Source organism: Citricoccus sp. (assembly GCF_035445025.1).
GTDB lineage: Bacteria > Actinomycetota > Actinomycetes > Actinomycetales > Micrococcaceae > Citricoccus.
Genome location: NZ_DAOMPX010000006.1, coordinates 40,609 through 64,860, shown reverse-complemented (window position 1 = coordinate 64,860; position 24,252 = coordinate 40,609). Strand labels below are relative to the sequence as shown.

The window sequence follows — 24,252 nt, the reverse complement described above, 5'->3', positions numbered from 1 at the left end:
GACATGGCCCTGCCCGACGTGGAGATGACGGTGCTGGGAGTCCGGGTGGAGCTGCCCGGCAACCAGCCGCTCGTGCTCCTCCAGGACCCCGGCACCGGGACCCTGGTGCCGATCTGGGTGGGGGCTCCGGAGGCCAGCGCCATCGCCCTGTGGCAACAGGGGATCACCCCGCCGCGCCCCATGACCCACGACCTGCTCGTCGACGTCATCGCCGCGGCGGGCACCGCCCTGGAGTCCGTCCGGATCAGCTCGGTGCGGGACGCCGTCTTCCACGCCGAGCTCGTGCTGGACAACGGCGCCCGGGTGGATGCCAGGGCCTCCGATGCCATCGCCTGCGCCCTGCGTGCCGGGGTGCCCGTGCTGTGCGCGGCGGAGGTCCTCCAGGATGCCGGGGTGGACCCCGAGCAGGCGCTGGAGGACGAGGACGAGGAGACAACGGACGAGTCCGCCACCGGTGTGTCCCGGTCCGCGGACCGCGATGCCGAGCTGAGTAAGTTCCGCGAGTTCCTCGACTCCGTGGACCCCGAGGACTTCGCCGACGGCGGTCCGGGACAGTCCTGACAGCGCCCCGGACGTCACCGGGCCGGCTGCCCCGGCCCTCCGCGGGAGACGACACGTTCGCGGCGAAAGCGACTGGGTCTTTGACCGTGGCCCTCCACGGGCCTACCGTCGTCAGCAGAGGTTCCACATTGCCTGCCGGTCCATTCGCATCGGTCAGCGGTGCCGGGCCGGGTCGATGCCCGTCGCGCTCCGCTGGTCCGGACCGGCGGCTCCTTCCTTCCCCAGTGTGGACCTGAGACCAGGAGGGTTCCAGTGAGTCCCAAGGGCGAGGCCGGGCAGTCCCCGGACGTGACGCATCCCGCCGCTGCGCGCACCCCGGCGCAGGGCATGCTGTTCACCGAAGACCTGCCGGTGCTCGACGAGGGCGTCGGATACCGCGGCCCCACCGCGTGCAAGGCGGCCGGGATCACCTACCGCCAGTTGGACTACTGGGCCCGGACGGGCCTCGTGGTGCCCACCGTCCGGGGAGCCAGCGGCTCGGGGACACAGCGGTTGTACTCCTTCCGGGACATCCTCGTGCTCAAGGTGGTCAAGCGGCTGCTGGACACCGGGGTCTCGCTGCAGCAGATCCGTTCGGCCGTGGAACACCTGCGCGAGCGCGGCGTGGACGACCTGGCACAGATCACGCTGATGAGCGACGGTGCCTCGGTCTACGAGTGCATGTCGGCCGACGAGGTCATCGACCTGGTGCAGGGCGGGCAGGGTGTCTTCGGCATCGCCGTCGGCCGGGTCTGGCGTGAGGTCGAGGGCTCCCTCGCCCAGCTGCCCTCCGAGCGCCTGCATGACACCCCCGGCGACTTCCCCGGGGACGAACTCTCCCAGCGTCGCGCCCAGCGCAAGTCCGCCTCCTGAGGGGCGTCCCACCGCCTCTTCCCGACGACGGCCCCGTCCCTGCCGCCGGCAGGCACGGGGTCGTCGCGGTCTGACGGCGATCGTGCTCCGGCAGGGGGGCGCGCCTCAGTGCCGGCGCTGGCTGCGGCGGTCCTTCAATGGACGCTGCACGGCGTAGAGCAGCTCATCGAACAGTGCCGCGGACTGGGCGGCCATCTCGCCGGGCCAGGCGTGGACGGGCCAGGCTGCGCCCTGGATCTGCTGCCAGTTACCCTGTTCCGGGATGGCCACGGGCAGCAACCGGTCGCCGTACATCCGCTCCATCTCGCCCAGGCGGAACTGGTGCTCCACGCTGGCCGGCCGGACGCGGTTGGCCACCACTCCGGTGGAGGTCACGCCCTGGGCGTACTCCTTGCGGAACAGGTCCAGGGCCCGCAGGGTGCGTTCGGTGCCGGCCACGGAGAACAGGCTCGGCTCGGCCACCAGCAGCACGTCCGTCGAGGCGGCCCAGGCCATCCGCGTGACGCCGTTGAGGGCCGGGGGGCAGTCGATGAGGACCAGTGCGTAGCGCGTCACGGGCTCGACCAGCTGGGTGAGCCGGCGCAGCTCGCGCTGACGGGTCGTCGGGCGCTCGTACAGCGAGGTCCGCGAGGAGCCGCGCGCGACGTCGAGGATCCGGGGCGCGCCGCCGTCGGGACCGCCCGCGCCGTCGCCGTCGGCCGCCGGGGCCGCGGTGGACCCGGTCCAGCCCGAGGCGACCACGTGATCGGTCAGGGACACCCGCCGGGGGTGGGAGAGCAGGGTGCCCACGTCCTCGGTGCCGGCGTCCTGCCGGACCCCGAGTCCGGTCGTGGCATCGGCATGGGGGTCCATGTCCACCACGAGGGTGGGGATGCCCTGCGCCTGCGCCGCCGAGGCCAGTCCGAGGGTGACCGAGGTCTTGCCGACCCCGCCCTTGAGGCTGGAGATGGAGATGATCTGCACGGCGGTGGAATCCTGACTGTCGACCAGAGGGTGGGTGGCCCGGGACCGTGGTCCATCCTAGTGCTGACGACACTGTGACGGGTCTCACGTAGTGGGTGCCGGGGTCGTATGCGACACTGACGGGTGATGCAAGCCACAAGGAAGTGGCTCCACCGTGCGCTGACCGCGCCTGATCGTGTCCCGGCAGACCCGCCGGGCAGCCCAGGAGGCTCCATGTCATCCAACGCCACCGACGGAATGTTCTCCAAGGTGCTGGTCGCCAACCGAGGGGAGATCGCGGTCCGCGCCTTCCGTGCCTGCTACGAGCTGGGTGCCCGGACCGTGGCGGTCTTCCCGTATGAGGACCGCAACTCCATCCACCGGCAGAAGGCGGACGAGGCCTACCGGATCGGGGAGGAGGGGCACCCGATCCGCGCCTACCTGGACGTGGACGAGATCATCCGGGTGGCCAAGGAGTCAGGATGTGACGCCATCTACCCGGGGTACGGCTTCCTGTCGGAGAACGCCGGGCTGGCCCGGGCCGCGGCGGAGGCCGGGATCGCGTTCGTCGGTCCTCCCGCGGACGTGTTGGAGCTGACCGGTAACAAGGTGGAGGCCCTGCGGGCCGCCAAGGCGGCGGGCATCCCCACCCTGAAGTCCTCCGAGCCCAGCTCCGACGCCGAGTGGCTCGTCGCACAGGCCGAGGACATCGGCTTCCCCATCTTCGTCAAGGCCGTGGCCGGCGGCGGCGGCCGCGGCATGCGCCGGGTCGAGACCGCCGCCCAGCTGCCGGACGCACTGAACGCGGCCATGCGCGAGGCCGAGACCGCCTTCGGCGACGCCACGGTGTTCCTGGAGCAGGCCGTGCTGCGGCCCCGGCACATTGAGGTCCAGGTCCTGGCGGACGGCACGGGGGAGACCGTGCACCTGTTCGAGCGCGACTGCTCCATGCAGCGCCGCCACCAGAAGGTCATCGAGATCGCCCCGGCCCCGCAGCTGGACGAGTCCATCCGCCAGGCGCTCTACGCCGATGCCGTCAAGTTCGCCAAGGCCATGGGGTACGTCAACGCCGGCACCGTCGAGTTCCTCGTCGACACCGCGGGGGACCGTACCGGTCAGCACGTGTTCATCGAGATGAACCCCCGGATCCAGGTCGAGCACACCGTCACCGAGGAGATCACCGACGTCGACCTGGTCGCCTCCCAGCTGCGCATCGCCGCCGGCCAGACGCTCGAGCAGCTCGGGATCCGCCAGGACGAGCTGCGGATCCGTGGCGCCGCCCTGCAGTGCCGGATCACCACGGAGGACCCTGCCAACGGCTTCCGGCCGGACACCGGCGCCATCACCGCCTACCGGTCCGCCGGCGGCTCCGGCGTGCGCCTGGACGGTGGCACCATCTACACCGGTGCCGAGATCAGTCCGCACTTCGACTCCATGCTGGTGAAGCTGACCTGCCGTGGACGGGACTACCCGACGGCGGTGCGGCGCGCACGGCGCGCCCTGGCCGAGTTCCGCGTCCGCGGGGTGGCCACCAACATCCCGTTCCTGATGAACGTGCTGGACGACCCCACGTTCGTGGCGGGCGACGTCGCCACGGACTTCATCGACGCCCACCCCGAGCTGGCCCAGGTCAACCGCAGCCAGGACCGTGGTTCGAAGGCCCTGCAGTACCTCGCCGACGTCACGGTGAACCAGCCCCACGGGCCCCGGGTGGACGGGATCGACCCCAGGGACAAGCTGCCGGCCTTCCCGGGCGACAAGTCCCAGGAGCCGGATCGCAGCCCGTTCGACGGCCCCTCGCCGCACCAGCCGCCCGCCGGCTGGCGCCAGGTGCTGCTGGAGAAGGGCCCTGAGGGGTTCGCGGCCGAATTGCGCGGCCGGACGGAACTGGCCGTCACGGACACGACCTTCCGTGATGCCCACCAGTCCCTGCTGGCCACCCGGGTGCGCACACGTGATCTGCTGGCGGCCGCTCCGGCCGTCGCGCACACCCTGCCCGGGCTGTTCTCGGTGGAGGCCTGGGGTGGGGCCACCTACGACGTCGCCCTGCGCTTCCTCGGTGAGGACCCCTGGGACCGGCTCGCCCGGTTGCGCCAGGAACTGCCGAACATCCCGCTGCAGATGCTGCTGCGCGGGCGCAACACGGTCGGCTACACGCCCTACCCCGTGGAGGTGACCAATGCCTTCGTGGCCGAGGCCGCCCAGACCGGTGTGGACATCTTCCGGATCTTCGATGCGCTGAACGACGTCCGGCAGATCGCCCCCGCCATCGACGCGGTCCGGGCCACCGGGACGGCGGTGGCCGAGGCGGCCCTGTGCTACACCGGCAACCTGCTGGATCCCGCGGAGGAGCTCTACACGCTGGACTACTACCTGGGCCTGGCCCGGCAGATGGTCGACGCCGGGGCCCACGTCCTGGCCATCAAGGACATGGCCGGACTGTTGCGGCCGCAGGCTGCCCGGGAGCTGGTCGGTGCCCTGCGCGCCGAGTTCGACCTGCCCGTCCACCTGCACACCCACGACACCGCCGGTGGTCAGCTGGGCACCCTGCTCGCCGCCGCCGAGGCGGGGGTGGACGCGGTGGACACGGCCGTCGCGTCCATGGCCGGGACCACCAGTCAGGTGCCGATGTCCGCCCTGGTGGCGGCCCTGGAGCACACCGAGCGGGACACCGGTCTCGGGCTGGACCAGGCCGCCGCGCTGGAACCGTACTGGGAGACCATCCGTGAGGTCTACCGCCCCTTCGAGTCCGGGCTGTCGGCACCGACGGGACGCGTCTACCGGCACGAGATCCCGGGCGGCCAGCTGTCCAACCTCCGCCAGCAGGCCATCGCCCTGGGCCTGGGCGACCGCTTCGAGCAGATCGAGCGGATGTACGAGGCCGCCAACGACATGCTCGGCAACATCGTCAAGGTCACCCCGAGCTCCAAGGTGGTCGGGGACCTGGCCCTGCAGCTGGTCGGCATGGACGTGGACCCGGCCCAGTTCGCGGAGAGTCCCCAGGACTTCGACCTGCCGGACTCCGTGATCGGCTTCCTCTCCGGAGAGCTGGGGGACCCGCCCGGAGGCTGGCCCGAGCCGTTCCGGACCCGGGCCCTGCAGAACCGAGGCCGTCGCCGCGCGGAGACCGAGCTCTCCGCGGAGGACCGCGCGGCGTTGGAGCAACCCGGTGCCACCCGCCAGGCGACGTTGAACCGGCTCCTGTTCCCGGGGCCGACGCAGGAGTACGAGGCCAACTGCGCGACCTACGGGGACACCTCCGTCCTGCACACCCGGGACTGGCTGTACGGGCTGGTGCGGGGCCGTGAGCACGTCATCTCCCTGGGCAAGGGCGTGCGCCTGCTGACCACGCTGCAGGCGATCGGCGAGCCCGATGCCAAGGGCATGCGGCCCGTGATGGTGACCCTCAACGGCCAGGCGCGGCAGATCACCGTGCGCGACCGCTCCGTCGAGTCGACCGCCCGGGCGGCCGAGAAGGCCGACCCCGCCAACAAGGGGCACGTGGCCGCGCCCTTCGCCGGGGTCGTCTCCGTGACCGTGGCCGAGGGTGACACCGTGGAGGCCGGGGACACGGTGGCCACCATCGAGGCCATGAAGATGGAGGCCGCCATCACGGCCCATGCCTCCGGCACCGTGACCCGCGTGGTGCTGGGCGGCACCACGGCGGTCGAGGGTGGTGACCTGCTGCTGACACTGGGCGAGTGACCGGGGCGGTGCCCGCGGAGCCTTAGGCTGAGAGCCATGGGCACCGAAACCTACGACCTCGCCATCATCGGCTCCGGCTCCGGCAACTCGCTGGTCACCCCGTACTGGGACGACAAGCGCGTGGCCATCATCGACTCCGGCACGTTCGGGGGCACCTGCCTCAACGTCGGCTGCATCCCCACCAAGATGTTCGCCTACCCGGCGTCGCTGGCCGTGGTGCCGGAGGAGGCCAGCCGGCTCGGCGTGGACCTGGGGATCGGCGGGACCGACTGGCCCGGGATCCGGGACCGGATCTTCTCGCGCATCGACGCCATCTCCGCCGGGGGCCTGCACTACCGGGACGTCGAGTTGCAGAACACCACGGTCATCCCGGAGGAGACGCGGTTCACCGGGACCCGCCAGCTGACCACGGCCAGCGGGCGGGTCCTGGAGGCCCAGGACATCGTGGTCGCCGCGGGCTCGAGGGCGGTCGTCCCCTCCGTCCCCGGCAGCGACCTGCCCCAGGTCCACACCTCGGACACCGTGATGCGCCTGCCCCGGCTGCCCCAGCGGATCGTGGTGCTGGGCGGGGGGTACATCGCCGCCGAGTTCGCCTCGATCTTCTCCGGCCTGGGGTCCTCCGTGGTCCAGGTGAACCGCTCACCGCGACTGCTGCGCCATCACGATGCGACCATCTCCGAGCGGTTCACCGAGATGGCCTCGACCCAGTGGCGGGTCGAGACCGGCTGGACCCTGTCCCGGATCGAGGAGGGGCTGGACGGGTGGGTGACCGTGCATCTCGACGGGCCCACCAACACCACCTGGGAGGTGGACGCCGACGCCGTGCTCATCGCCTATGGCCGGGTCCCCAACAGCGACCGGCTCGACCCGGCCGCCGCCGGGCTGGACCTGCATCCCGACGGGCGGCTCGCCGTCGACGAGTACCAGCGGCTGCTCTCCGGCGGTGAGCCGGTGCCCGGGCTGTGGGCCCTGGGTGACGTCTCCAGTCCCCACCAGCTCAAGCACGTGGCGAACCACGACCAGCGCGTGGTCAGCCACAACCTGGAGCACCCGGATGACCTGCGGCCGAACACGCTGGGTCCGGTGCCCTCGGCGGTCTTCTCCCGGCCTCAGGTCGCCGCGGTCGGTCTCACCGAGGCGGAGGCCGTCGAGCAGTACGGCGCGGAGAGGATCACCGTCAAGGAGCAGAACTACGGCGACGTGGCGTACGGCTGGGCCATGGAGGACGGCACCTCCCTGTGCAAGGTCATCGCCGACCGCCAGACGGGCCTGCTCCTCGGGGCCCACCTGATCGGACGGGACGCGCCGAATCTCATCCAGCCCCTGGTGCAGGCCATGAGCATGGGCCTGGACGCCCACGCGATGGCCCGCGGCCAGTACTGGATCCACCCGGCACTCACGGAGGTCGTGGAGAACGCGCTGCTCGGACTCGACGTCCCGGACAGCGGCCGCCTCTAGGACGAGACCGGCTTCGGCGCCCCGTAGATCTCCTCGACGAGGGACTCGAAGTCCTCCAGGACCACGTTGCGCTTGATCTTCAGGGACGGCGTCATCTGGCCGGACTCGATGGAGAAGTCCACGGGGACGATCCGGAACGCCCGGATCGACTCCGCCTTGGACACCGTCTCGTTGGCCCTGTCGATCACCGACTGGACGTGGTCGAGGACCACGGGGTGCGTGGCGAGCTGGTCCATCGGCGTGTCCGCCGGGACACCGTGCTGGCCCAGCCAGCGCGGCAGGATGTCCGCGTCCAGGGTGACGAGGGCGGAGACGAACGGCCGCTGGTCACCCACCACGACGCACTGGGAGACCACCGCGTCGGCCCGGATCTGGTCCTCCAGCAGCGCCGGCACCACGTTCTTCCCGGACGCCGTGACGATGATGTCCTTCTTCCGACCGGTGATGGTGAGGTACCCCTCGTCGTCCAGGTCCCCGATGTCCCCGGTGTGCAGCCAGCCGTCCACCAAATCCTTCTCGGTCAGGTCCGGACGGTTGTGATAGCCGCGCATCACGCAGACACCCCTGGCCAGGATCTCGCCGTCCTCGGCGATGCGCACCCCGTTGCCCGGGATCGGAGGGCCGACGGTGCCGATCTTCACCCCGTGCGGGACGTTGACCGTGACCGGTGCCGTGGTCTCGGTCAGGCCGTAGCCCTCCATGATGTTGACGCCGATGCCGTGGAAGAAGTGGCCCAGGCGTGCACCCAGTGGGCCGCCGCCGGACACCGCGTGGGTGACCTGCCCGCCCATGGCCTCGCGGATCTTGCCGTAGAGCAGCTTCTCGAACACCGCGTGCTTGACGCGCAGCACCAGGGGCACCCTGCCGGCACTCTTCGCCGTGGAGTAGTCGATGGCGGCCTGGGCGCCGGCCGCGAAGACCTTGCCCTTGCCCCCGGTCTCCGCCTTGAGCTGCGCGGAGTTGTAGACCTTCTCGAAGACCCGGGGCACGGCCAGCAGGAAGGTGGGCCGGAAGGACTGCAGGTCGGGGACCAGTTGCTTGAGGTCGGAGGTGTGGCCCACCTTGGTGCCCGCCGCCAGCGCCAGCACGGAGATGAAACGGGCGAACACGTGGGCCAAGGGGATGAACATCACGGTGCTGGCCTGCGGGTTGACGACCTCGCCCAGGTTCGTCCCGAGGGTCTGCAGGCTCAGCTCGGCGAAGTTGCCGTGGGTCAGTTCGCAACCCTTCGGCTTGCCGGTCGTGCCCGAGGTGTAGATGATGGTCGCCAGGTCGGACAGGGTGGCGGCGGAACGGCGGGACTCCATGGTGGTCTCGTCCGGTCCGCGCTCGGCCAGCGCGCGCAGTTCGTCGAGACCGTCGTCCTCGATCAGCCAGCTGGAGACCAGCGGATCCAGCTGCTCCTGGCGGATGGCGGTGTCCACCACGCCCTGGTGCCGCGACGTGTCACAGACCACCGCCCGCACGTTGGCGTCGGAGATGATCCAGGCGACCTGGCTGGGGGAGGACGTCTCGTAGATCGGGACGGTGACGGCGCCGGCGTACCAGATGGCCACGTCCATCAGGGTCCACTCGTAGCGGGTGGGGGCCATGATCCCCACCCGGTCGCCCGGCTCCAGCCCGGCGGCGGCCAGGCCGCGTGCGAGGGTGCGGACATCCTCGCGGAACTCCTCCGCGCTGACGTCGGTCCACTGCGCCGGGGCGGTCTGCCGGGCGAACAGGGGGCGCCGCGGATCGGCCAGGACCTGCTGCTCCACCAGGTCCGTGATGTTCATGTCCCGGGGGACGTCCACGACGGGAGGGGAGGTGTATTCCTTCAACGTTCGCTCCTGGTGATCGACGGTAGCCGCCTGCGTGGCAGAGTGGTGGTCCCGGGTGCAGGCCCTCCGGGGCGGGGGTCCCCGTGTCCTCTGACCCTACCGGAGGGGTCGGACCGGTGTGTCCTGCGCCACAGGAAATATTCTACTCATGGGTAACTTCGGTTGTCAGCAGGAACGGTGGGACCGACGGTCCGGAAGGCGGTGGCCGGCACGATGGGCGGATCTGCACACCCGGGGGCTCCCGTCGCCGCGGCCATCGGGCTCGACGTCGGAGGCGGGGCGGTCAAGGCCGGCGCGGTCCTGCTGGACGGCCGGGGCAGACTGGTGCCCGCGCTCACGGAGATCCGGGTCGCTCACCACCTCGAGGCGGACGGGGCCGGCCTGAGCGCCCTGTGCGCCCGCACGGCGCTGGAGCTGTTCGGGGCCCTGGACGCCAGCTGGCCGGGTCTGCCCGTGCCGTGGGGGGTCTCCGCCGCCGCCTGGATCGACCCGCGCAGCGGCACCGCCGTCTTCAGCCCGCACCTGATGGGGTGGCGCCAGCGGCCCCTGCCCCAGGACCTGGGCGCTGCCCTGTCGGAGGCGACGGGACGGCCTTCCAGTGCTCAGGCAGCCGCCCGCCCGTCCCGCGATACCGTCCCCTGGCCCGCGGTCGTCAATGACGCGGACGCGGCGGCCTGGGCGGAGGCGCGGCTGGGGGACCCGGCTGCCCCGCCGGCGGGTCCGGACCCGGTCCGCGGGCCGGACCGGATGGTCATGGTCGCCATCGGCACCGGCATCGGGGGCGCGCTGGTCCAGGAGGGGGTGGTGGACGTCGGCGCGCACGGCATGGCCGGGGAGTTCGGGCACATGACCGTGGACCCCTCGGGGCTGCCGTGCCCCTGCGGGAACACCGGATGCTGGGAACTGCTCGTCTCCGCCGAGGCCCTGGCTGCCCGCGCCGGACGTCCCTCCGCCCGGTCGGTCCTCGACGACGCCCTGTCCGCGGACCCGCGCGCCGTGCGGGCCGTGCAGGAGACGGGCCGGTGGCTGGGCCGTGGCCTGGCCACGCTGGCCGCCGTGCTGGACCCCTCCCGGTTCGTCATCGGCGGCGGAGTGGCGGTCGCCGGTGACCTCCTTCTCGAGCCGGCCCGGGCGGAACTGGCCCGCCACATCCCCGGCGGGCGACGGCGTCCGGTCCCGTCCGTCATGGTCGCCAGCCTGGGCAACCGGGCCGGCTGGCTCGGCGCGGCGGGCCTGGCGCTGGAGCGCTCCGGTTGGTCCGTGAGGGAGTCGGCCACCGCCGCCCGGTGACCGGTCGCGCGGATCAGACCTGCGCACCGTCGCCGCCGGGGCCGTCCCGGTCCGCGTCCCGGGGGAGTGCGAAGAACAGTCCCACGGCGCCCGCCACGAACGAGGCGATCAGCACCGCGAGCACGAGTCCGGGCACCGAGGGCCAGAGGATCGCCGCGAGCAACAGGGCCGCGGGCGCGCCGGCCACCCCGATCAAGCTCAGCACGACGACCGGGTTGCCGGAGCCGAGCGCGGGGGGCTCGGGCGGGATGAAGTCCCCGTCGTCCTCGTCCTCCGGGAAGTCGCGTGGACCCCACGCCCGGCCGGGGGCCGGGGGCTCCTCGCGGTCCGGTGCGTCCGGATCCGGTCCGGCCGATCCCGCCGCGGTGGGCTCCGGCCACGCGGTATCCCGGGCACCGGCGTCCAGGGGGCCCAGCCCGGCGATGATCTCCTGCCACCGGCGGTCGACCTCGTCCGGGTCCCGGTGCTCGGGGTCGCTGCCCTCGTGGTCGCGGTCCAGGGGCTCAGCCACGGACGTCGGCCCGTCCACATGCCAACCCGGCGATGAACCTGACCGACTCGTCCTCGATGACCCCCGCGTCCCAGTCCAGGGTGGCCACGTGGAAGCTGTTGTACAGCGGCCTGACGGTCAGCAGCCCGGGGGCCAGGCCGCGAGCGAGGGCGGCCATGGAGGAGTGGGGCACCACGCGGTCAGTCGTGGACCGGAACGCCAGGACCGGTGCCGTGATCGCCGGCAGTCCGGCCCGGGCGGCGGCCTGGAGGGCGCCGACCTGCTGGACGGCGGCCACCGGGGTGCGCGGGTAGGCCTGTTCGTCCACCCCGGGGCGCGCGGCGTCGTTGGCGATCGGTGCCACGCTGCGGACGGCGTACTTGAGCACCCTCGCCAGGGGAGCGGCCGGGGAGGCGAAGCGCAGCCCGGGATTCACCACGACGACGCCGGACACGGACCGGTGCGCGGCCGCATCGAGCGCGAGCGCGCCGCCCATGGACAGACCGGCGACGACCACGCGGTCGTGCCGGGCGAACAGGCGGTCGACCGTGTCCCGCGCGGTGGCCCGCCACTCCTCGGCCGTGACGACCCGGAGGTCCTGCCACCGGGTCCCGTGGCCGGGCAACAGCGGGACCTCCACGGAGGCACCCGCCGACGCCAGGGCGCGGGCCCAACCGGTCACGGAGACGGGACCCGAGGTGAACCCGTGGAACAGGGCGACCCCCGTCGACCCGGACCCGGCGGACGCGGCCAGGGGGCCGTCGTCGGCGCCGTGGAGGGACAGCGCCCGCTGGTGGGCGATCATGTCCCCAGCGTAGCGTCCCGCCCCCCGCGATCGCTCCCTAGACTGGGAACGGTCCACGCCACCACCTGAGAGGAAGACCATCGTGTTCTACTGGTTCGCCAAGACCTTCGTGGTGGCCCCCGTGACGAACCTCGTGTTCCGGCCCTGGGTGAAGGGCCTGGGCAACGTCCCCGAGGAGGGTGGGGCGATCCTGGCCAGCAACCACCTCTCGGTCTCCGACTCGATCTTCATGCCGTCCCAACTCGGCCGGCAGGTCCACTTCCTGGCGAAGATGGAGTACTTCACGGGCAAGGGTGTCAGGGGGTGGCTGACCCGGAAGTTCTTCGAGGCCACCCATCAGCTGCCGATGGACCGTGCCGGCGGCCAGGCCTCACTGGACTCCCTGCGCTCCGGGCTCGAGGTGCTGCAGGAGGGGAAGCTGCTCGGGATCTACCCGGAGGGCACCCGCAGCCCGGACGGCCGGTTGTACCGGGGCAAGCTCGGCGTGGCGAAGCTGGCCCTGAAGGCGCGGGTCCCCGTCGTGCCCATCGCGATGATCGGCACGGACAAGGTCCAGCCGATCGGCAGGACCATTCCGAACATCCGCCGCGTGGGCATGATCTTCGGCCCCCCGCTCGACTTCTCGGAGTACTACGACCGCGCCGGCGACCGCTTCGTGGAGCGTCAGGTCACCGACCAGATCATGGAGGCCATCCGGCGCCTGTCGGGACAGGAGTACGTGGACGTGTACGCCGCCACGGTGAAGAACGCGCCCCCGGCGGACGGCCGCGACGCCGGTTGAGCGTGCCACCGGGCCGGCATCCGGGAGCCGCGCGCCGGCGAAGGGGTAGGAGATCGTCACGTGGACGTGGGAACGGCAACCGTTCCGTACCCTTGGAGCATGATTTCTGATCCCCGCACCGATACCCCGGCCTTCGGCTCAGCCCAGTCCAACGGGGCCGCCGACTATCCCGGCCTGGACACGTGGCGGGAGAAGCCGATCACCCAGCAGCCCACCTGGGAGGACCGGGACGCCTTCGCCGAGGTGATGACGGAACTGTCCTCCGCCCCTCCGCTGGTGTTCGCCGGTGAGGTCGACGTGCTGCGGACCCAGTTGGCCGCGGCAGCACGGGGTGAGGCATTCCTGCTCCAGGGTGGTGACTGCGCCGAGACCTTCGCCGGCGCCACGGCCAACAAGATCAGTGCCCGCGTGAAGACCATCCTGCAGATGGCCGTGGTTCTGACCTACGGCGCCTCCCTGCCGGTGGTGAAGATGGGCCGGATGGCCGGCCAGTTCGCCAAGCCGCGTTCCTCGGACACCGAGACCCGCGACGGCGTGACCCTGCCGTCCTTCCGTGGTGAGATCGTCAACGGCTTCGACTTCACGCCCGAGTCGCGCCGGCACGATCCCCGACGGATGGTGCAGGCCTACAACACCTCCGCCTCGACCCTGAACCTGGTCCGCGCCTTCACGCAGGGCGGCTTCGCGGACCTCCGGTCCGTGCACGCCTGGAACCAGGGGTTCATGCGGAACCCGGCGTACTCCCGCTACGAGGAACTCGCCCAGGAGATCGACCGTGCCGTCCGGTTCATGGATGCCGCCGGCGCTGATTTCGAGGCCCTGCGCCGCACCGACTTCTTCACCGCCCACGAGGCCCTGCTGCTGGACTACGAACGTCCGTTGACCCGCATCGACTCGCGCTCGGGACTGCCGTACGCCACCTCGGGGCACTTCCTGTGGATCGGCGAGCGGACCCGTGACCTGGACGGCGCCCACGTCGAGTTCCTCTCCAAGGTGCGCAACCCGATCGGGGTCAAGCTCGGGCCCACCACGAAGCCCGCGGACGCCCTCGCACTCATCGACAAGCTGGATCCCGAGCGGGAGCCGGGACGGTTGACGTTCATCACGCGCATGGGCGCGGAGAGGATCCGGGAGAACCTGCCCCCGCTGGTCGAGGCGGTCCGGGACTCGGACGCCACGCCGCTGTGGGTCACCGACCCGATGCACGGCAACACCGTGACCGCGGCGAACGGCTACAAGACCCGCCGCTTCGACGACGTCATGAACGAGGTGCGCGGCTTCTTCGAGGTCCACCGTGACGCCGGAACCTACCCGGGCGGGCTGCACGTGGAGATGACGGGTGACGACGTGGCCGAATGCCTCGGTGGCTCCGACCCGATCGACGAGTCCGCGTTCGCCGATCGCTACGAGTCCCTCGTGGACCCCCGGCTGAACCACCAGCAGTCCCTGGAGATGGCCTTCCTGGTCACGGAGGCACTGTCCCGGTCCGGCCGCGGGGTCTGAACGGGCGGACGGCTGCCCTCCGCCGGGGCGTCCGCGCGTGACGCCCCGGCGCAGCCGCCTCAGAGGATGACGATGCGCACGGTCGAGCCCGAAGGGGCCTGGCTGCCGGGCTCGGGGGTCTGACTGCGGACAGTGCCCTCCCGGTCTCCGAAGAGTTCCCCGAGGATCCGCGTCTCCTCCACGGTGAAGCCGGCGTCCTCGAGGATTCCGCGGGCACGTCCCGTGGGCTGGCCGGTGACGTCGGGCACCGTGACGGAGGCCGGCCCGTCCGACACCACGACGGCGACCGGACGTCCGCCGCGCAGGCTCGCCCCGGCGTCCGGTTCCTGGCGGATCACCAGCCCCTTGTCCACGGTGTCCGAGTGCTCCGTGGAGACCCGGCCCAGGCTCAAACCCGCCCCGTCGAGTGCCCGTGCGGCCTCCTCGCGTGCCAGGCCGGTGACGTCCGGCACGTCGAACAGTTCCGGTCCCAGAGACACGGTGACCAGCACGGTGTTGAACCTGCGCAGCTCGGTACCGGGACCCGGATCCGTGGAGATCACGCTGTCCTCGGCCACCACGTCATGGTGGACGCTGGCCAGCGAGTAACCGACCCCGGTCTGCTGCAGCTCCTCCACCGCCGCGGCCTTGCTGTGCCCCTCCACGTCAGGGACGACCACCAGGGCGCCCGGCCCTGAACCGAAGAACCAGCCGGCCAGGACCAGGACCGCGGTCAGGATGAGCACGACCGCCGCCCAGATCCACATCCGCGTCCCGCTCCGCCGCCCCAGGTCCTCAGTGGGGGTGCGGGCACGCCGGATCGCCTGGCGTCGCTGCTGCCGCGTGGAGGGCGGCCTGGGGGACCTGCCCGAGGAGCGGGGAAGCAGTGGGCCGGGGACGGTGCCACGATCCTGGGGCGGGTCCGTCGGTGCACCGGCGCCCGGGTGCCCGGAACCGCCGGGGCGGCGACCCGGGTCCGGTGGCAGGCTGGGCAGGACCGAGGTGCGTTGGGTGCCCGGTGCGGGAAGGACCGTGGTGACTCCCGGGTCCAGGCCCTCCGTGGCACCGGCGTCACCGATCACGTCCGTGGCATCCCCGGGGACCTCGTCCGTGTCCTCGTCGTGGCCCCCGTCCACCCCGTATCCCGCGTCCCGGTACGCGTCGTCCATGGCGGGAGCCCCCGCGTTGACCGCGGGGGGCACGGCGCCGAAGGCCTCGGTGGCCTGACCCCCCGCCCGGGCCTCGTCGTCGGGATCCGCGCCGACCCGCCCGAACGCCTCCGTGGACCCTTCCCCGGCGATGCCGGCCGCGATGACCGGTGGCTCGAAATCGAGGTCCGCGTCCGCCATCGTCGAGCGCAGGTGCCGGATCTCGGTGAGCAGGACCCCGGCGTCTGCCGGCCGGTCCCGCGGGTTCTGGGCGGTGCACCACAACACGAACCGGTCGAGGGCGTCCGCGAGTCCGGGGATACGGCCGGAGGGCGGCGGGACCTCGTTGTTGACGTGCTGATAGGCGACCTGGATGGGGGAGGAGCCGACGAACGGCTGCCGCCCGGTGAGCATCTCGTAGGCCATGATGCCGACCGCGTAGATGTCGCTGCGTTCGTCGGCGGGGGATCCGCTCACCAGCTCCGGGGAGATGTAGGCCACGGTGCCCACGAGGGCCGCACCGATGCCCGTGAAGTCGGTGGTCGCCCGGGCGAGGCCGAAGTCGGCCACCTTGATCTGCCCGTCGCGGGACACCAGGACGTTCTCCGGCTTCATGTCCCGGTGGACCAGTCCGGCCCGGTGGGCTGCCGCGAGCCCGTCCACGATCGCCTCCAGGTAGGCCAGGGCCACCCGGGGGGTCATCGCCCGGCGGCGCTGCAGCACGGTCCGGAGCGTGTACCCGGGGACGTACTCCATCACCAGATAGGCGAGGTCCCCGTCGGGGCGTTCGTCCACGCCCTGGTCCAGGACGTTGACGACGTGGGGGTGGGACAGCCTGGCCGCCGTCTTGGCCTCGAGCTCGAACCGTTCCACCAGCGCAGGGTTCTCGGCCAGGTGCGGATACAGCACCTTCAGGGCGACCTCGCGGTCCAGGCGCCGGTCGACCGCCAGGTACACCGTGGACATCCCGCCCCGGGCCAGGCGGGACCGTATCTCGTACCGTCCCTCGATAACGGTCCCGTTCAGGGGGTCGGTGCGGCGTTCCTTCACCATTACAGGGTAGACCGGGAGACCGGACGCACCGGGGACGCGGGGGTCAGAACCGCTGCATGTACCCCTTGACCTTGGACACGTACCGCTTGGTGTCCGGGTACATGCCGTTGCGCGTCACCCCGCCCAGCCCCTGGTAGTACGCCGCGATGCCGATGTCCACCGACGGGGCGTTGCGCTGCAGCTGGCGGATGATGGCGACACCCGCGGTGGCGTTGTCGTAGGGGTCCAGCAGGTTGAGCTTGCGCCCCACCAGCTCGGAGGCCCAGGTGCCCGAGGACGGGATGACCTGCATGGCGCCGATGGCGTTGGCGGGGGAGACGGCGGCATGGTTGAAGCTGGACTCCGCGAAGGAGTGCGCCAGCGCGAGGCTCGGGTCCACGCCCATCCGCCGCGCCGTGTCGGCGATGATCGCCTGCATCTGGGACCGTGAGGGAACACCGGCGCCCAGCAGGGCGCGCTTGTTCGCGTTGGCCGAGGACACCACATGGTCCGGGTAGGTGTAGTGGAGGAATGTGCTCGGCACGAGGTCGTTGCCGGGTGCCGCCCCCTGGCCGGCCGCGCTGGAGAGCTTGAGGGTCTGGCCGGGGTGGATGATCGCGGCGGAGGACAGCCCGTTGGCCTTGAGCAGGGTGGAGAGGCCGATGCCGTTGCGGGTGGCGATGCCGGACAGGGTGTCCCCGGCCTTGACCGTGTAGGTCCCGGCCGAGGCCCGGGAGGTGGAGGACTGCTGGCCGGCGGTGCCGGAGAGCTTGAGGGTCTGGCCGGGGTGGATGATCGCGGCGGAGGACAGCCCGTTGGCCTTGAGCAGGGTGGAGAGGCCGATGCCGTTGCGGGTGGCGATGCCGGACAGGGTGTCCCCGGCCTTGACCGTGTAGGTCCCGGCCGAGGCCCGGGAGGTGGAGGACTGCTGGCCGGCGGTGCCGGAGAGCTTGAGGGTCTGGCCGGGGTGGATGATCGCGGCGGAGGACAGCCCGTTGGCCTTGAGCAGGGTGGAGAGGCTGATCCCGTGGCGGGTGGCGATGCCGTAGAGGGTGTCCCCGGCCTTCACCGTGTGGGTGGCCGCCGTCCTGGACGCCTGGGTGGCCCCGGTCGGAGCGACGAATGCTGCCGGCAGGCTGGAGGCCAGCGTCGTGGAGGACAGTCGCACCTGGGCCGTCTCGATGTTGACGGACGTGGCCGACCGGGGCGCCAGCGCCTGTCGGGGCGCGTCGGCAGCCGCGGGGGCCGCCAGGGCCGCTGATCCCAGCACCAGCAGGGGCAGGGTGGACGTGGCCACGGCGGACCTCAGCAGGCGCGGTGTACCGGTCGGGCGTTCAGGCATGGATTTCCTCTGCGGTGGGGCACCGAAGGACATGTCGCGGGCAGTGTGACTGGTGTGACAATCCTTGGCTGATGGTGCCTGTGATCAGAATGTGACGTACGACAACGTACCGGACGATGTTTATCGAAAGGTAATCATTACCGTAACGATAAGGTAACCATGGCGTGTCGTCCTCCGTGGCCTCAGGCTGCCCCGCGGCGCATGTCAAGGGCTTTCAGAGAATTCCCGCCGATCGCTACTCTGGAGCGGTGACTACAACGGACCACCACAAGAACCCGTCATCGGAACAGCCCCTGGAAGACCTGGTCGGAGAGTGGGTTCCCTTCCCTGACCTGGCCGAGCGCTGGGGCATCCCCGTGACCCGGGTGCACAACATGGTCAATGACGGCCGCCTGCTGGCCTCCCGCATCGGGGAGAACGCCTATCGGGCCGTGCCCGCCCTGTTCGTGCAGGAGGACGGCCCCCTGGAGGCGCTGCGGGGGACCGTCTCCGTGCTGAAGGACGCGGGCTTCAGCGAGGACCAGGCCATCCGCTGGTTGTTCACCGCCGACGACTCGCTTCCCGGCCGTCCGGTGGACGCGCTGCGCGAGGGGCGCAAGACCGAGATCCGGCGCCGCGCGCAGGCGCTGGCCTGGTAGCGGGCCGTCCTAGCGGCCATGCCGCAGGATGCGGTGCGCCAGACGGGCGAGCCCGTCCCGCACCGCATGGTCCACCGTCATCTCGTCCAGGGCGCGCAGGGCCTGGTCGCCCAGCGTGGCGACCTCGTCCTCGACCCGGGCCCTGGCCCCGCACTCGGTCAGCAGCGACTGGAGCCGCGCCACTGACTCGGGCGTGAGGTCCGGATCACCCAACGAATTCTCCAGGATCTTCGCCTGGCCCGGAGGCAGCAGGGAGAGGGCGTGGGCCACCAGCTCGGTGCGCTTGCCCTCCCTCAGGTCGTCCCCGGCCGGTTTCCCGGTGACCTCGGGATCGCCGAACACGCCCAGCAGGTCGTCCTGCAGCTGGAAGGCCTCACCCAGGGGGAGGGAGAACGCCTCGTAGTAGGTCAGGGGTGCGCCGTCCGTGTCCGCCAGCACCCCGCCGAGGTTGAGTGGGTGCACCACCGAGTACCGGGCGGACTTGTACCGCAGGACGGTGCGCGCACGGGCCAGTGCCTCAGCAGGATCCTGTCCGGGCACCTCGACCTCGTCGAGGACATCGAGGTACTGGCCGGCCATCACCTCGAAGCGCATCCGGTTGAACATGGTCCTTCCGGCGGCCGGCGATTCCGTGGCATCCGCCGCGTGGGCGAACACCTCCTCGCTCAGGGCCAGGCACAGGTCCCCGGTCAGGATCGCGGCGGACGTCCCGAAGTGCTCGGGGTCCTGACGCCATCCCGCCTGCTGGTGACGGGCGGCGAAGGCCCGGTGGATGCTGGGTTCCCCGCGGCGCGTATCGGACCGGTCGAGGATGTCGTCGTGGATCAGCGCCGCGGCCTGGAACAGCTCCAGGCCCACCGCGGCGTCGATGATCCGCTGGTCGTCCACGGCGCCACCGGCGCCGCGCCATCCCCACCAGGCGAGGATGGCCCGCACGCGCTTGCCGCCGCGCACCAGGCCGGCGATGGCCTCGACCAGGGGGGCGGCCGACGTCGAGATCTCCTCGGCGCTGCGCCGGTAGTCGGCGAGCAGTGCGGACATCCGGCGGTCCACCGCCTCGACGAAGGCCTCCTCCGGGAGGCGGTCCTGACAGGGGGATGCGGGGGCTGAGGATGGCACGTCCTCCAGCCTACCGTCGGGACATCGGCCTAGGCTGGAGCCATGGATGAACGCTATTCCGCCGGGGGACCACCGCCGGCGGCCCAGGATCCATCCTGGGATGCCGTCATCCTCCACGTGGACATGGACGCCTTCTTCCTCTCCGTCGAGTTGCTCGAACGCCCGGAGCTCAGGGGCCGGCCAGCCCTCGTGGCCCACCGGGGCGGGCGTTCCGTGGTGCTCTCCGCCTCGTACGAGGCACGGCGCAGTGGCGTGCGCTCGGCGATGCCGCTGGCGCACGCCCTCGCGCTCTGCCCGGGGGTCGCGGTGGTGGAACCACGGCACGAGGGGTACACCGCCGCGTCCCGTCAGGTGATGGACATCCTGGGATCGTTCACCCCGGTGATGGAGCAGCTCAGTATCGACGAGGCCTTCCTCGATGTCTCCGGGGCCCGACGCCGGCTCGGCCCGCCGGCCCGGATCGGCGCCCTGATCCGTGAGCGCGTCCGGGAACGGACGGGGTTGCCGTGCACCGTGGGTGCGGCCACCACCAAGTCCGTGGCCAAGATCGCCTCGACCCGCGCCAAGCCGGACGGGCTCGGCGTGGTTCCCGGTGCGCAGACCCGGGCGTTCCTGGACCCGCTGCCGGTCTCGGCGCTCTGGGGTGTGGGCCCCGTGCTGCAGCGCAGGCTCGTCGAGGCCGGCCTGGAGACCGTCGGTGACATCGCCGCCCAGTCGCCCCGACGCATGCAACGCTGGCTCGGGTCCAATGGGCCGGCCCTGGTCGATCTGGCCCGCGGTATCGACCACCGGGCGGTGGTGCCCGAACGGGAGGCCAAGTCCCTGGGGGTGGAGCGGACGTTCGACGTGGACGTGACGGACCGGGAGGAGTTGCACAGGATCCTCGTGGCGCTCTCCCACGAATGCGCCTTCCGGCTCCGCCGGGCCGGGGTCCGTGCCGGGGCGATCTCCGTCAAGCTCAAGGCTCCTGACCTGACCGTGCGGAACAGGTCCCGCTCCCTGGCGGTGCCGGTGGACTCGGCCGGACCCCTGGCCGAGGCGGCCGAGGAGCTGCTGGCGGAACTGCTGGATGCACGGCGGCACCCGGCCCGGCTGGTGGGCCTTCGCGCCGAGCGCCTCAGCGGCGCCGGCGACGCCGTGCAGGACGCTCTTCCCTGGGAGGACGAGGGGTCAGAGGCGGACTGGTCCGAGGCGGACCGCGTCGCGGACGACATCCGGCGCAAATTCCCCTCCGCGGCACTGCGGCCGGCGACCCTCGTGGACGGCCGACCGGCACCCCGGCGCCCGCGCCTACGCTGATCGCGGAAAAGTCCGGTCCGAGCGGGTCGACCGGCGTTGCCGATATGGCGTGGCGTGCGGCCCGGGCCCTATGCTAGTACTACGAAATTCGTGGCTGGAGGAGGAGGCAGCGATGCCGTTGTCTGAGCGGGAGCAGAAGCTCCTGGAGCAGCTGGAGCAACAGCTGAACGCCGAGGACCCGCACTTTGCCACGAGCATGAGTGAGACGGGGACCTCTCGGTTCTCGACCTCGCGACTGGTCGCCGGAGCGGTGGCTGCGGCGGTCGGCCTCGGAGTCATGCTCTGGGGAATCTCCCAGCAGGCGATCTGGCTGGGCATCATCGGCTTCGTCCTGATGGCCGTGGGCGTCTACGTCGGCACGGCGCGGACCAAGGCCGGTTCAACGGGCCGGGCGTCCGGGACGGCATCGGCCAAGAAGAACTCTGCCTTCATGGACGGACTCGAGCAGCGCTGGGAGCAGCGCCGCCATCAGGACCCGTGACGGTGGCAGCAGCCCGTCACGACTGATCCACCCCGGGACCCCGCCGCATCGCGGCGGGGTCCTCTCGTTGTCCTGCCTTCCTCCACCGGGCCGCCCCACATCCCTCCACCGGGCCGCCCCACATCCCTCCACCGGGCCGCCCCACATCCCTCCACCCCGGTCATTCCGGCGGGATCACCGGCCCCTGAGTGGCCCTGGAGCGGGGGTGGCCGACGTTCGCCCCGCGACGACTCTGGGTGAACCCCACGCCACATCAGCGCAGGTCAGAGGCCATTTCGCGCGGTGGTGGGGGCGGCGCGTGGCTTGACGGTGGAGGGTAGTGGGGTAAAGTGGAGGGCATCAGAGGATGGTGGTGTTGAGGGAGGCTCAAGCGGCCCTTTCGGACGGCAAAGGCGGTGCTCCATGTTCTTGGGGACCTACACGCCTCGGCTGGACGAGAAGGCCCGTCTGATCCTCCCGGCGAAGTTCCGCGAGGAGCTAGCCGACGGTCTGGTCCTCACCCGGGGACAGGAACGGTGCATCTACGTCTTCAGTGCTCGCGAGTTCGAGAGGGTTCACGAGCAGATGAGGTCGGCTCCGCTGTCCTCACGCCAGGCCAGGGACTACATCCGTGTCTTCCTGTCAGGGGCCTCTGACGAGGTTCCGGACAAGCAGGGGCGGATCACCATCCCAGGACCGCTGCGCAGTTATGCGGGACTGGACCGGGACGTGGCGGTCATCGGAGCCGGTACGCGAGCCGAGATCTGGGATGCCGAGGCCTGGAACTCCTACTTGGAGGACCAGGAGAACGCCTTCTCGGAGACCGATGAGGAAGTCCTCCCGGGGATCTTCTGACCGGCCGGCCCCTCCGTCCTTCGGCGGCAGGGGTCGCACACAACCGAACAGCGCGGATTCTTGCATGAGACCTCCAGCCGCCCCAGGCCGGACCTGACCCGACTTCCCCCGGGCCGGGCACGGAACCGGTGAGCGATTCCGGCCCTGACCCGACTTCCCCCGGGCCAGGCACGGAAGACGTGCGGATGGGGATCTGATCCAAGGGTCCGCCTGTCACTTAATGGGGTCCTCTGCCGTCGCGAGCCGGACGGGGACCAGCGGAACCGGACGAGGTCGAGCGTGGAAAGGGACTCACGGCTTGGGTGAAGAGCAGAGACCGGCACAGGACCGGCACATTCCCGTCATGCGCGACCGCGTCCTGGACCTGCTCTCCCCGGGACTCGACGCTGCCCGCGACGCCGGGCGCCGCCCCGTCGCGCTGGACGGCACCCTGGGCATGGGGGGACACGCCGAGGCGATCCTCCGGCGACACCCGGATGCCGTCGTCGTGGGGATCGACCGGGACACCGAGGCCCTGCGCCTGGCGACCGAGCGCCTGGCCTGGGCCGGTGACCGGTTGCGGACCTGGCACGGGACCTATGACGGTGTGGCCGAGGCACTGGCCTCGGCCGGTGTCGCCGAGGCCGATGCCATGCTCTTCGACCTGGGCGTCTCCTCGTACCAGCTGGACGAGCGTGAGCGCGGTTTCGCCTACTCCTACGACGCGCCGCTGGACATGCGCATGGACACGACCGGGGGGATCACCGCCGCCGACGTCGTGAACGAGTACGACGAGGACCGCCTGCGCCGGATCATCCGGTCCTGGGGCGAGGAGAAGTTCGCCGGCAGGATCGCCTCGGCCATCGTCCGTGCCCGCCAGGAGGCGCCCTTCGAGACCACCGGCCGGCTCGTGGAGGTCATCCGTTCGGCCGTCCCCGCCGCGGCCGGCCGCAGCGGTGGGCATCCCGCCAAGCGCACGTTCCAGGCCCTCCGGATCGAGGTCAACGAGGAGCTCGACGTGCTCGAGGCGATGCTGCCGGCGGCGATGCGTGCCCTGTCGGTGGGCGGGCGGCTCGTGGTCATGAGCTATCACTCGCTCGAGGACCGGATCACCAAGAAGGCCATCACGGCACAGTCCACCTCCACGGCTCCTCCCGGGTTCCCGGTCGAACTGGAGGACCACGCACCGGTGGTCCGCGTCCTGACTAGGGGCGTGGACAAACCCACGGAAAAAGAAATCGAAGAAAACCCTCGCGCCTCCTCAGCAAAAGTGCGCGCTATTGAGAAGATCAGACCATCAAGGAGCACAGCATGACCGCAACGCAGCAGCGCACTGCCATGCAGCAGCCCGTCCACGCCCGCGAGAGCACCGCTCCGCAGCTGGACCAGGCTGCTCCTTGGCAACCCACCATCAGCCCCGAGTACCGTGCCGCGCCGGCGGGTACCCCGGGCGAGGAGAACCGGGCCCGGACCCCGCTGGCCGTCGTCCCGGCACCGGTCAGGAGGACCGGCCGGGGCTTCGTCGCCCTGTGCGTCGGAATCCTGGCCCTTGCGCTGCTGGCCGTGCTGGTGGTCAACATCACAGTCTCGAACCGGCAGTACGACATGGTCGGGCTCAAGAGCGAGCAGCTGGACCTGACCCAGTCGAACGAGCTGCTGCGCCAGCAGGTCGAGCACCTCGAGGCTCCGCAGAACCTCGCTGCCGAGGCCGACCGGCTGGGCATGGTGAAGCCGGGGGACATCGCCGCGGTGGACCTCGCCACCGGCCGGGTCACCGGCGCCGCCACCTCCGCCCAGGGCGAGGACGGGCCGACCGGCCTGATCGCCGCGCCCGTCGGACCGGGCGAGCGGGCTGCCGCTGAGGCCGAGGCCCGCGAGACCGGCGTCGAGCCGGGGAGCGAAGCGGACGGGACGACGGCATCCGAGGCGCCGGCCCCCGTGCAGTCCGAACAGGACACGGCGGCTGGTCAGGACACGGCGGCTGGTCAGGACGCCGGGGCCGATCAGGAGGTCGCGGCCGGACAGGACCGGTCCGAGGGCGCCACCTCCGGCGCCGCCCGGGAGCTCAACGGGGGGACGATTCCCGCTCCGCAGTTCGCCGCCGGCAGCGCCGACTGAGACGCATCGCCGGAGAGCCTCCGGCCTGAACCACTCCCGAGGAACTGAGGAACGACCGGACGACGGCCATGCCGTG

The 24,252-nt window shown here is 71.4% G+C and carries 20 protein-coding genes; 13 read left to right on the top strand and 7 right to left on the bottom strand.

Annotated elements, in window-relative coordinates:
* Positions 1–3 precede the first annotated feature (3 nt).
* Both PLJ28_RS03830 and PLJ28_RS03825 read left to right on the top strand, forming a co-directional pair.
* Entirely contained in the window at positions 4–561 is a 558-nt protein-coding gene (locus PLJ28_RS03830; protein ID WP_183526633.1) for a bifunctional nuclease family protein, read from the top strand.
* A 252-nt stretch (positions 562–813) separates the two neighbouring features.
* Positions 814–1,413 (top strand): MerR family transcriptional regulator, encoded by a 600-nt coding sequence (locus PLJ28_RS03825; protein ID WP_183526631.1) that lies wholly within the window; start codon positions 814–816, stop codon positions 1,411–1,413.
* 105 nt (positions 1,414–1,518) lie between these two features.
* Here the strand turns inward: PLJ28_RS03825 and PLJ28_RS03820 are convergent, their stop codons facing one another.
* Positions 1,519–2,376 (bottom strand): ParA family protein, encoded by an 858-nt coding sequence (locus PLJ28_RS03820; RefSeq protein ID WP_298044321.1) that lies wholly within the window; start codon positions 2,374–2,376, stop codon positions 1,519–1,521.
* Positions 2,377–2,613: 237 nt separating this feature from the next.
* On the opposite strand from PLJ28_RS03820, the gene PLJ28_RS03815 reads away from it, so the two are divergent.
* Both PLJ28_RS03815 and PLJ28_RS03810 read left to right on the top strand, forming a co-directional pair.
* Entirely contained in the window at positions 2,614–6,060 is a 3,447-nt protein-coding gene (locus PLJ28_RS03815) for a pyruvate carboxylase (protein WP_183528412.1), read from the top strand.
* Positions 6,061–6,096: 36 nt separating this feature from the next.
* Positions 6,097–7,518 (top strand): mycothione reductase, encoded by a 1,422-nt coding sequence (locus PLJ28_RS03810; RefSeq protein WP_183526627.1) that lies wholly within the window; start codon positions 6,097–6,099, stop codon positions 7,516–7,518.
* Here the strand turns inward: PLJ28_RS03810 and PLJ28_RS03805 are convergent.
* Positions 7,515–9,338, bottom strand: coding sequence for an AMP-dependent synthetase/ligase (locus tag PLJ28_RS03805; protein ID WP_183526625.1), 1,824 nt, complete (start codon positions 9,336–9,338; stop codon positions 7,515–7,517). The genes PLJ28_RS03810 and PLJ28_RS03805 overlap by 4 nt on opposite strands.
* A 213-nt stretch (positions 9,339–9,551) precedes the next feature.
* Between PLJ28_RS03805 and PLJ28_RS03800 the strand changes: the two genes are divergently transcribed.
* On the top strand, positions 9,552–10,628 hold the full coding sequence (locus PLJ28_RS03800; protein WP_183526623.1) for an ROK family protein: 1,077 nt from the start codon (positions 9,552–9,554) through the stop codon (positions 10,626–10,628).
* Between the two features lie 13 nt (positions 10,629–10,641).
* Here PLJ28_RS03800 and PLJ28_RS03795 read toward each other — a convergent pair whose 3' ends face one another.
* Both PLJ28_RS03795 and PLJ28_RS03790 read right to left on the bottom strand, forming a co-directional pair.
* On the bottom strand, positions 10,642–11,139 hold the full coding sequence (locus tag PLJ28_RS03795) for a hypothetical protein (RefSeq protein ID WP_298044318.1): 498 nt from the start codon (positions 11,137–11,139) through the stop codon (positions 10,642–10,644).
* Positions 11,132–11,923, bottom strand: a complete 792-nt coding sequence (locus PLJ28_RS03790) for an alpha/beta hydrolase (RefSeq protein ID WP_183526618.1) — start codon at positions 11,921–11,923, stop codon at positions 11,132–11,134. The genes PLJ28_RS03795 and PLJ28_RS03790 overlap by 8 nt, the downstream gene beginning before the upstream one ends.
* Before the next feature lie 82 nt (positions 11,924–12,005).
* Between PLJ28_RS03790 and PLJ28_RS03785 the strand changes: the two genes are divergently transcribed.
* Together PLJ28_RS03785 and PLJ28_RS03780 are read left to right on the top strand one after the other, a co-directional pair.
* A complete protein-coding gene (locus PLJ28_RS03785; RefSeq protein WP_183526616.1) occupies positions 12,006–12,704 on the top strand; it encodes a lysophospholipid acyltransferase family protein in 699 nt (232 codons plus the stop codon).
* A gap of 99 nt (positions 12,705–12,803) precedes the next feature.
* Positions 12,804–14,207 (top strand): class II 3-deoxy-7-phosphoheptulonate synthase, encoded by a 1,404-nt coding sequence (locus PLJ28_RS03780; RefSeq protein ID WP_183526615.1) that lies wholly within the window; start codon positions 12,804–12,806, stop codon positions 14,205–14,207.
* Positions 14,208–14,266: 59 nt separating this feature from the next.
* Here PLJ28_RS03780 and PLJ28_RS03775 read toward each other — a convergent pair whose 3' ends face one another.
* Complete coding sequence (locus tag PLJ28_RS03775; protein WP_183526611.1) at positions 14,267–16,387, bottom strand: protein kinase domain-containing protein; 2,121 nt, start codon at positions 16,385–16,387, stop codon at positions 14,267–14,269.
* A gap of 43 nt (positions 16,388–16,430) precedes the next feature.
* Complete coding sequence (locus tag PLJ28_RS03770) at positions 16,431–17,708, bottom strand: LysM peptidoglycan-binding domain-containing protein (RefSeq protein ID WP_324589889.1); 1,278 nt, start codon at positions 17,706–17,708, stop codon at positions 16,431–16,433.
* A gap of 248 nt (positions 17,709–17,956) precedes the next feature.
* Here PLJ28_RS03770 and PLJ28_RS03765 point away from each other — a divergent pair, with 248 nt between their 5' ends.
* Complete coding sequence (locus PLJ28_RS03765) at positions 17,957–18,346, top strand: Rv2175c family DNA-binding protein (protein WP_298044821.1); 390 nt, start codon at positions 17,957–17,959, stop codon at positions 18,344–18,346.
* Positions 18,347–18,355: 9 nt separating this feature from the next.
* Here the strand turns inward: PLJ28_RS03765 and PLJ28_RS03760 are convergent, their stop codons facing one another.
* A complete protein-coding gene (locus PLJ28_RS03760; protein WP_221243627.1) occupies positions 18,356–19,387 on the bottom strand; it encodes a polyprenyl synthetase family protein in 1,032 nt (343 codons plus the stop codon).
* Between the two features lie 120 nt (positions 19,388–19,507).
* On the opposite strand from PLJ28_RS03760, the gene dinB reads away from it, so the two are divergent.
* The 5 genes from dinB to ftsL all read left to right on the top strand — a co-directional run bounded on the left by dinB (position 19,508) and on the right by ftsL (position 24,176).
* A complete protein-coding gene (gene dinB, locus PLJ28_RS03755; RefSeq protein ID WP_183526601.1) occupies positions 19,508–20,764 on the top strand; it encodes a DNA polymerase IV in 1,257 nt (418 codons plus the stop codon).
* Positions 20,765–20,876: 112 nt separating this feature from the next.
* Positions 20,877–21,245: an SCO2097 family morphological protein gene (locus PLJ28_RS03750; protein WP_183526584.1), complete on the top strand. Its 369-nt coding sequence runs from the start codon at positions 20,877–20,879 to the stop codon at positions 21,243–21,245.
* A gap of 402 nt (positions 21,246–21,647) precedes the next feature.
* Positions 21,648–22,079 carry a division/cell wall cluster transcriptional repressor MraZ gene (gene mraZ / locus PLJ28_RS03745; protein ID WP_010143394.1) on the top strand — a complete coding sequence of 144 codons (432 nt, stop codon included), beginning with the start codon at positions 21,648–21,650 and terminating at the stop codon, positions 22,077–22,079.
* 343 nt (positions 22,080–22,422) lie between these two features.
* The gene (gene rsmH, locus PLJ28_RS03740) at positions 22,423–23,373 is read left to right on the top strand and encodes a 16S rRNA (cytosine(1402)-N(4))-methyltransferase RsmH (protein WP_183526580.1); all 951 of its coding nucleotides are present in this window, start codon (positions 22,423–22,425) and stop codon (positions 23,371–23,373) included.
* Positions 23,370–24,176, top strand: coding sequence for a cell division protein FtsL (gene ftsL / locus PLJ28_RS03735; RefSeq protein ID WP_183526577.1), 807 nt, complete (start codon positions 23,370–23,372; stop codon positions 24,174–24,176). The genes rsmH and ftsL overlap by 4 nt, the downstream gene beginning before the upstream one ends.
* Positions 24,177–24,252: the final 76 nt, after the last annotated feature.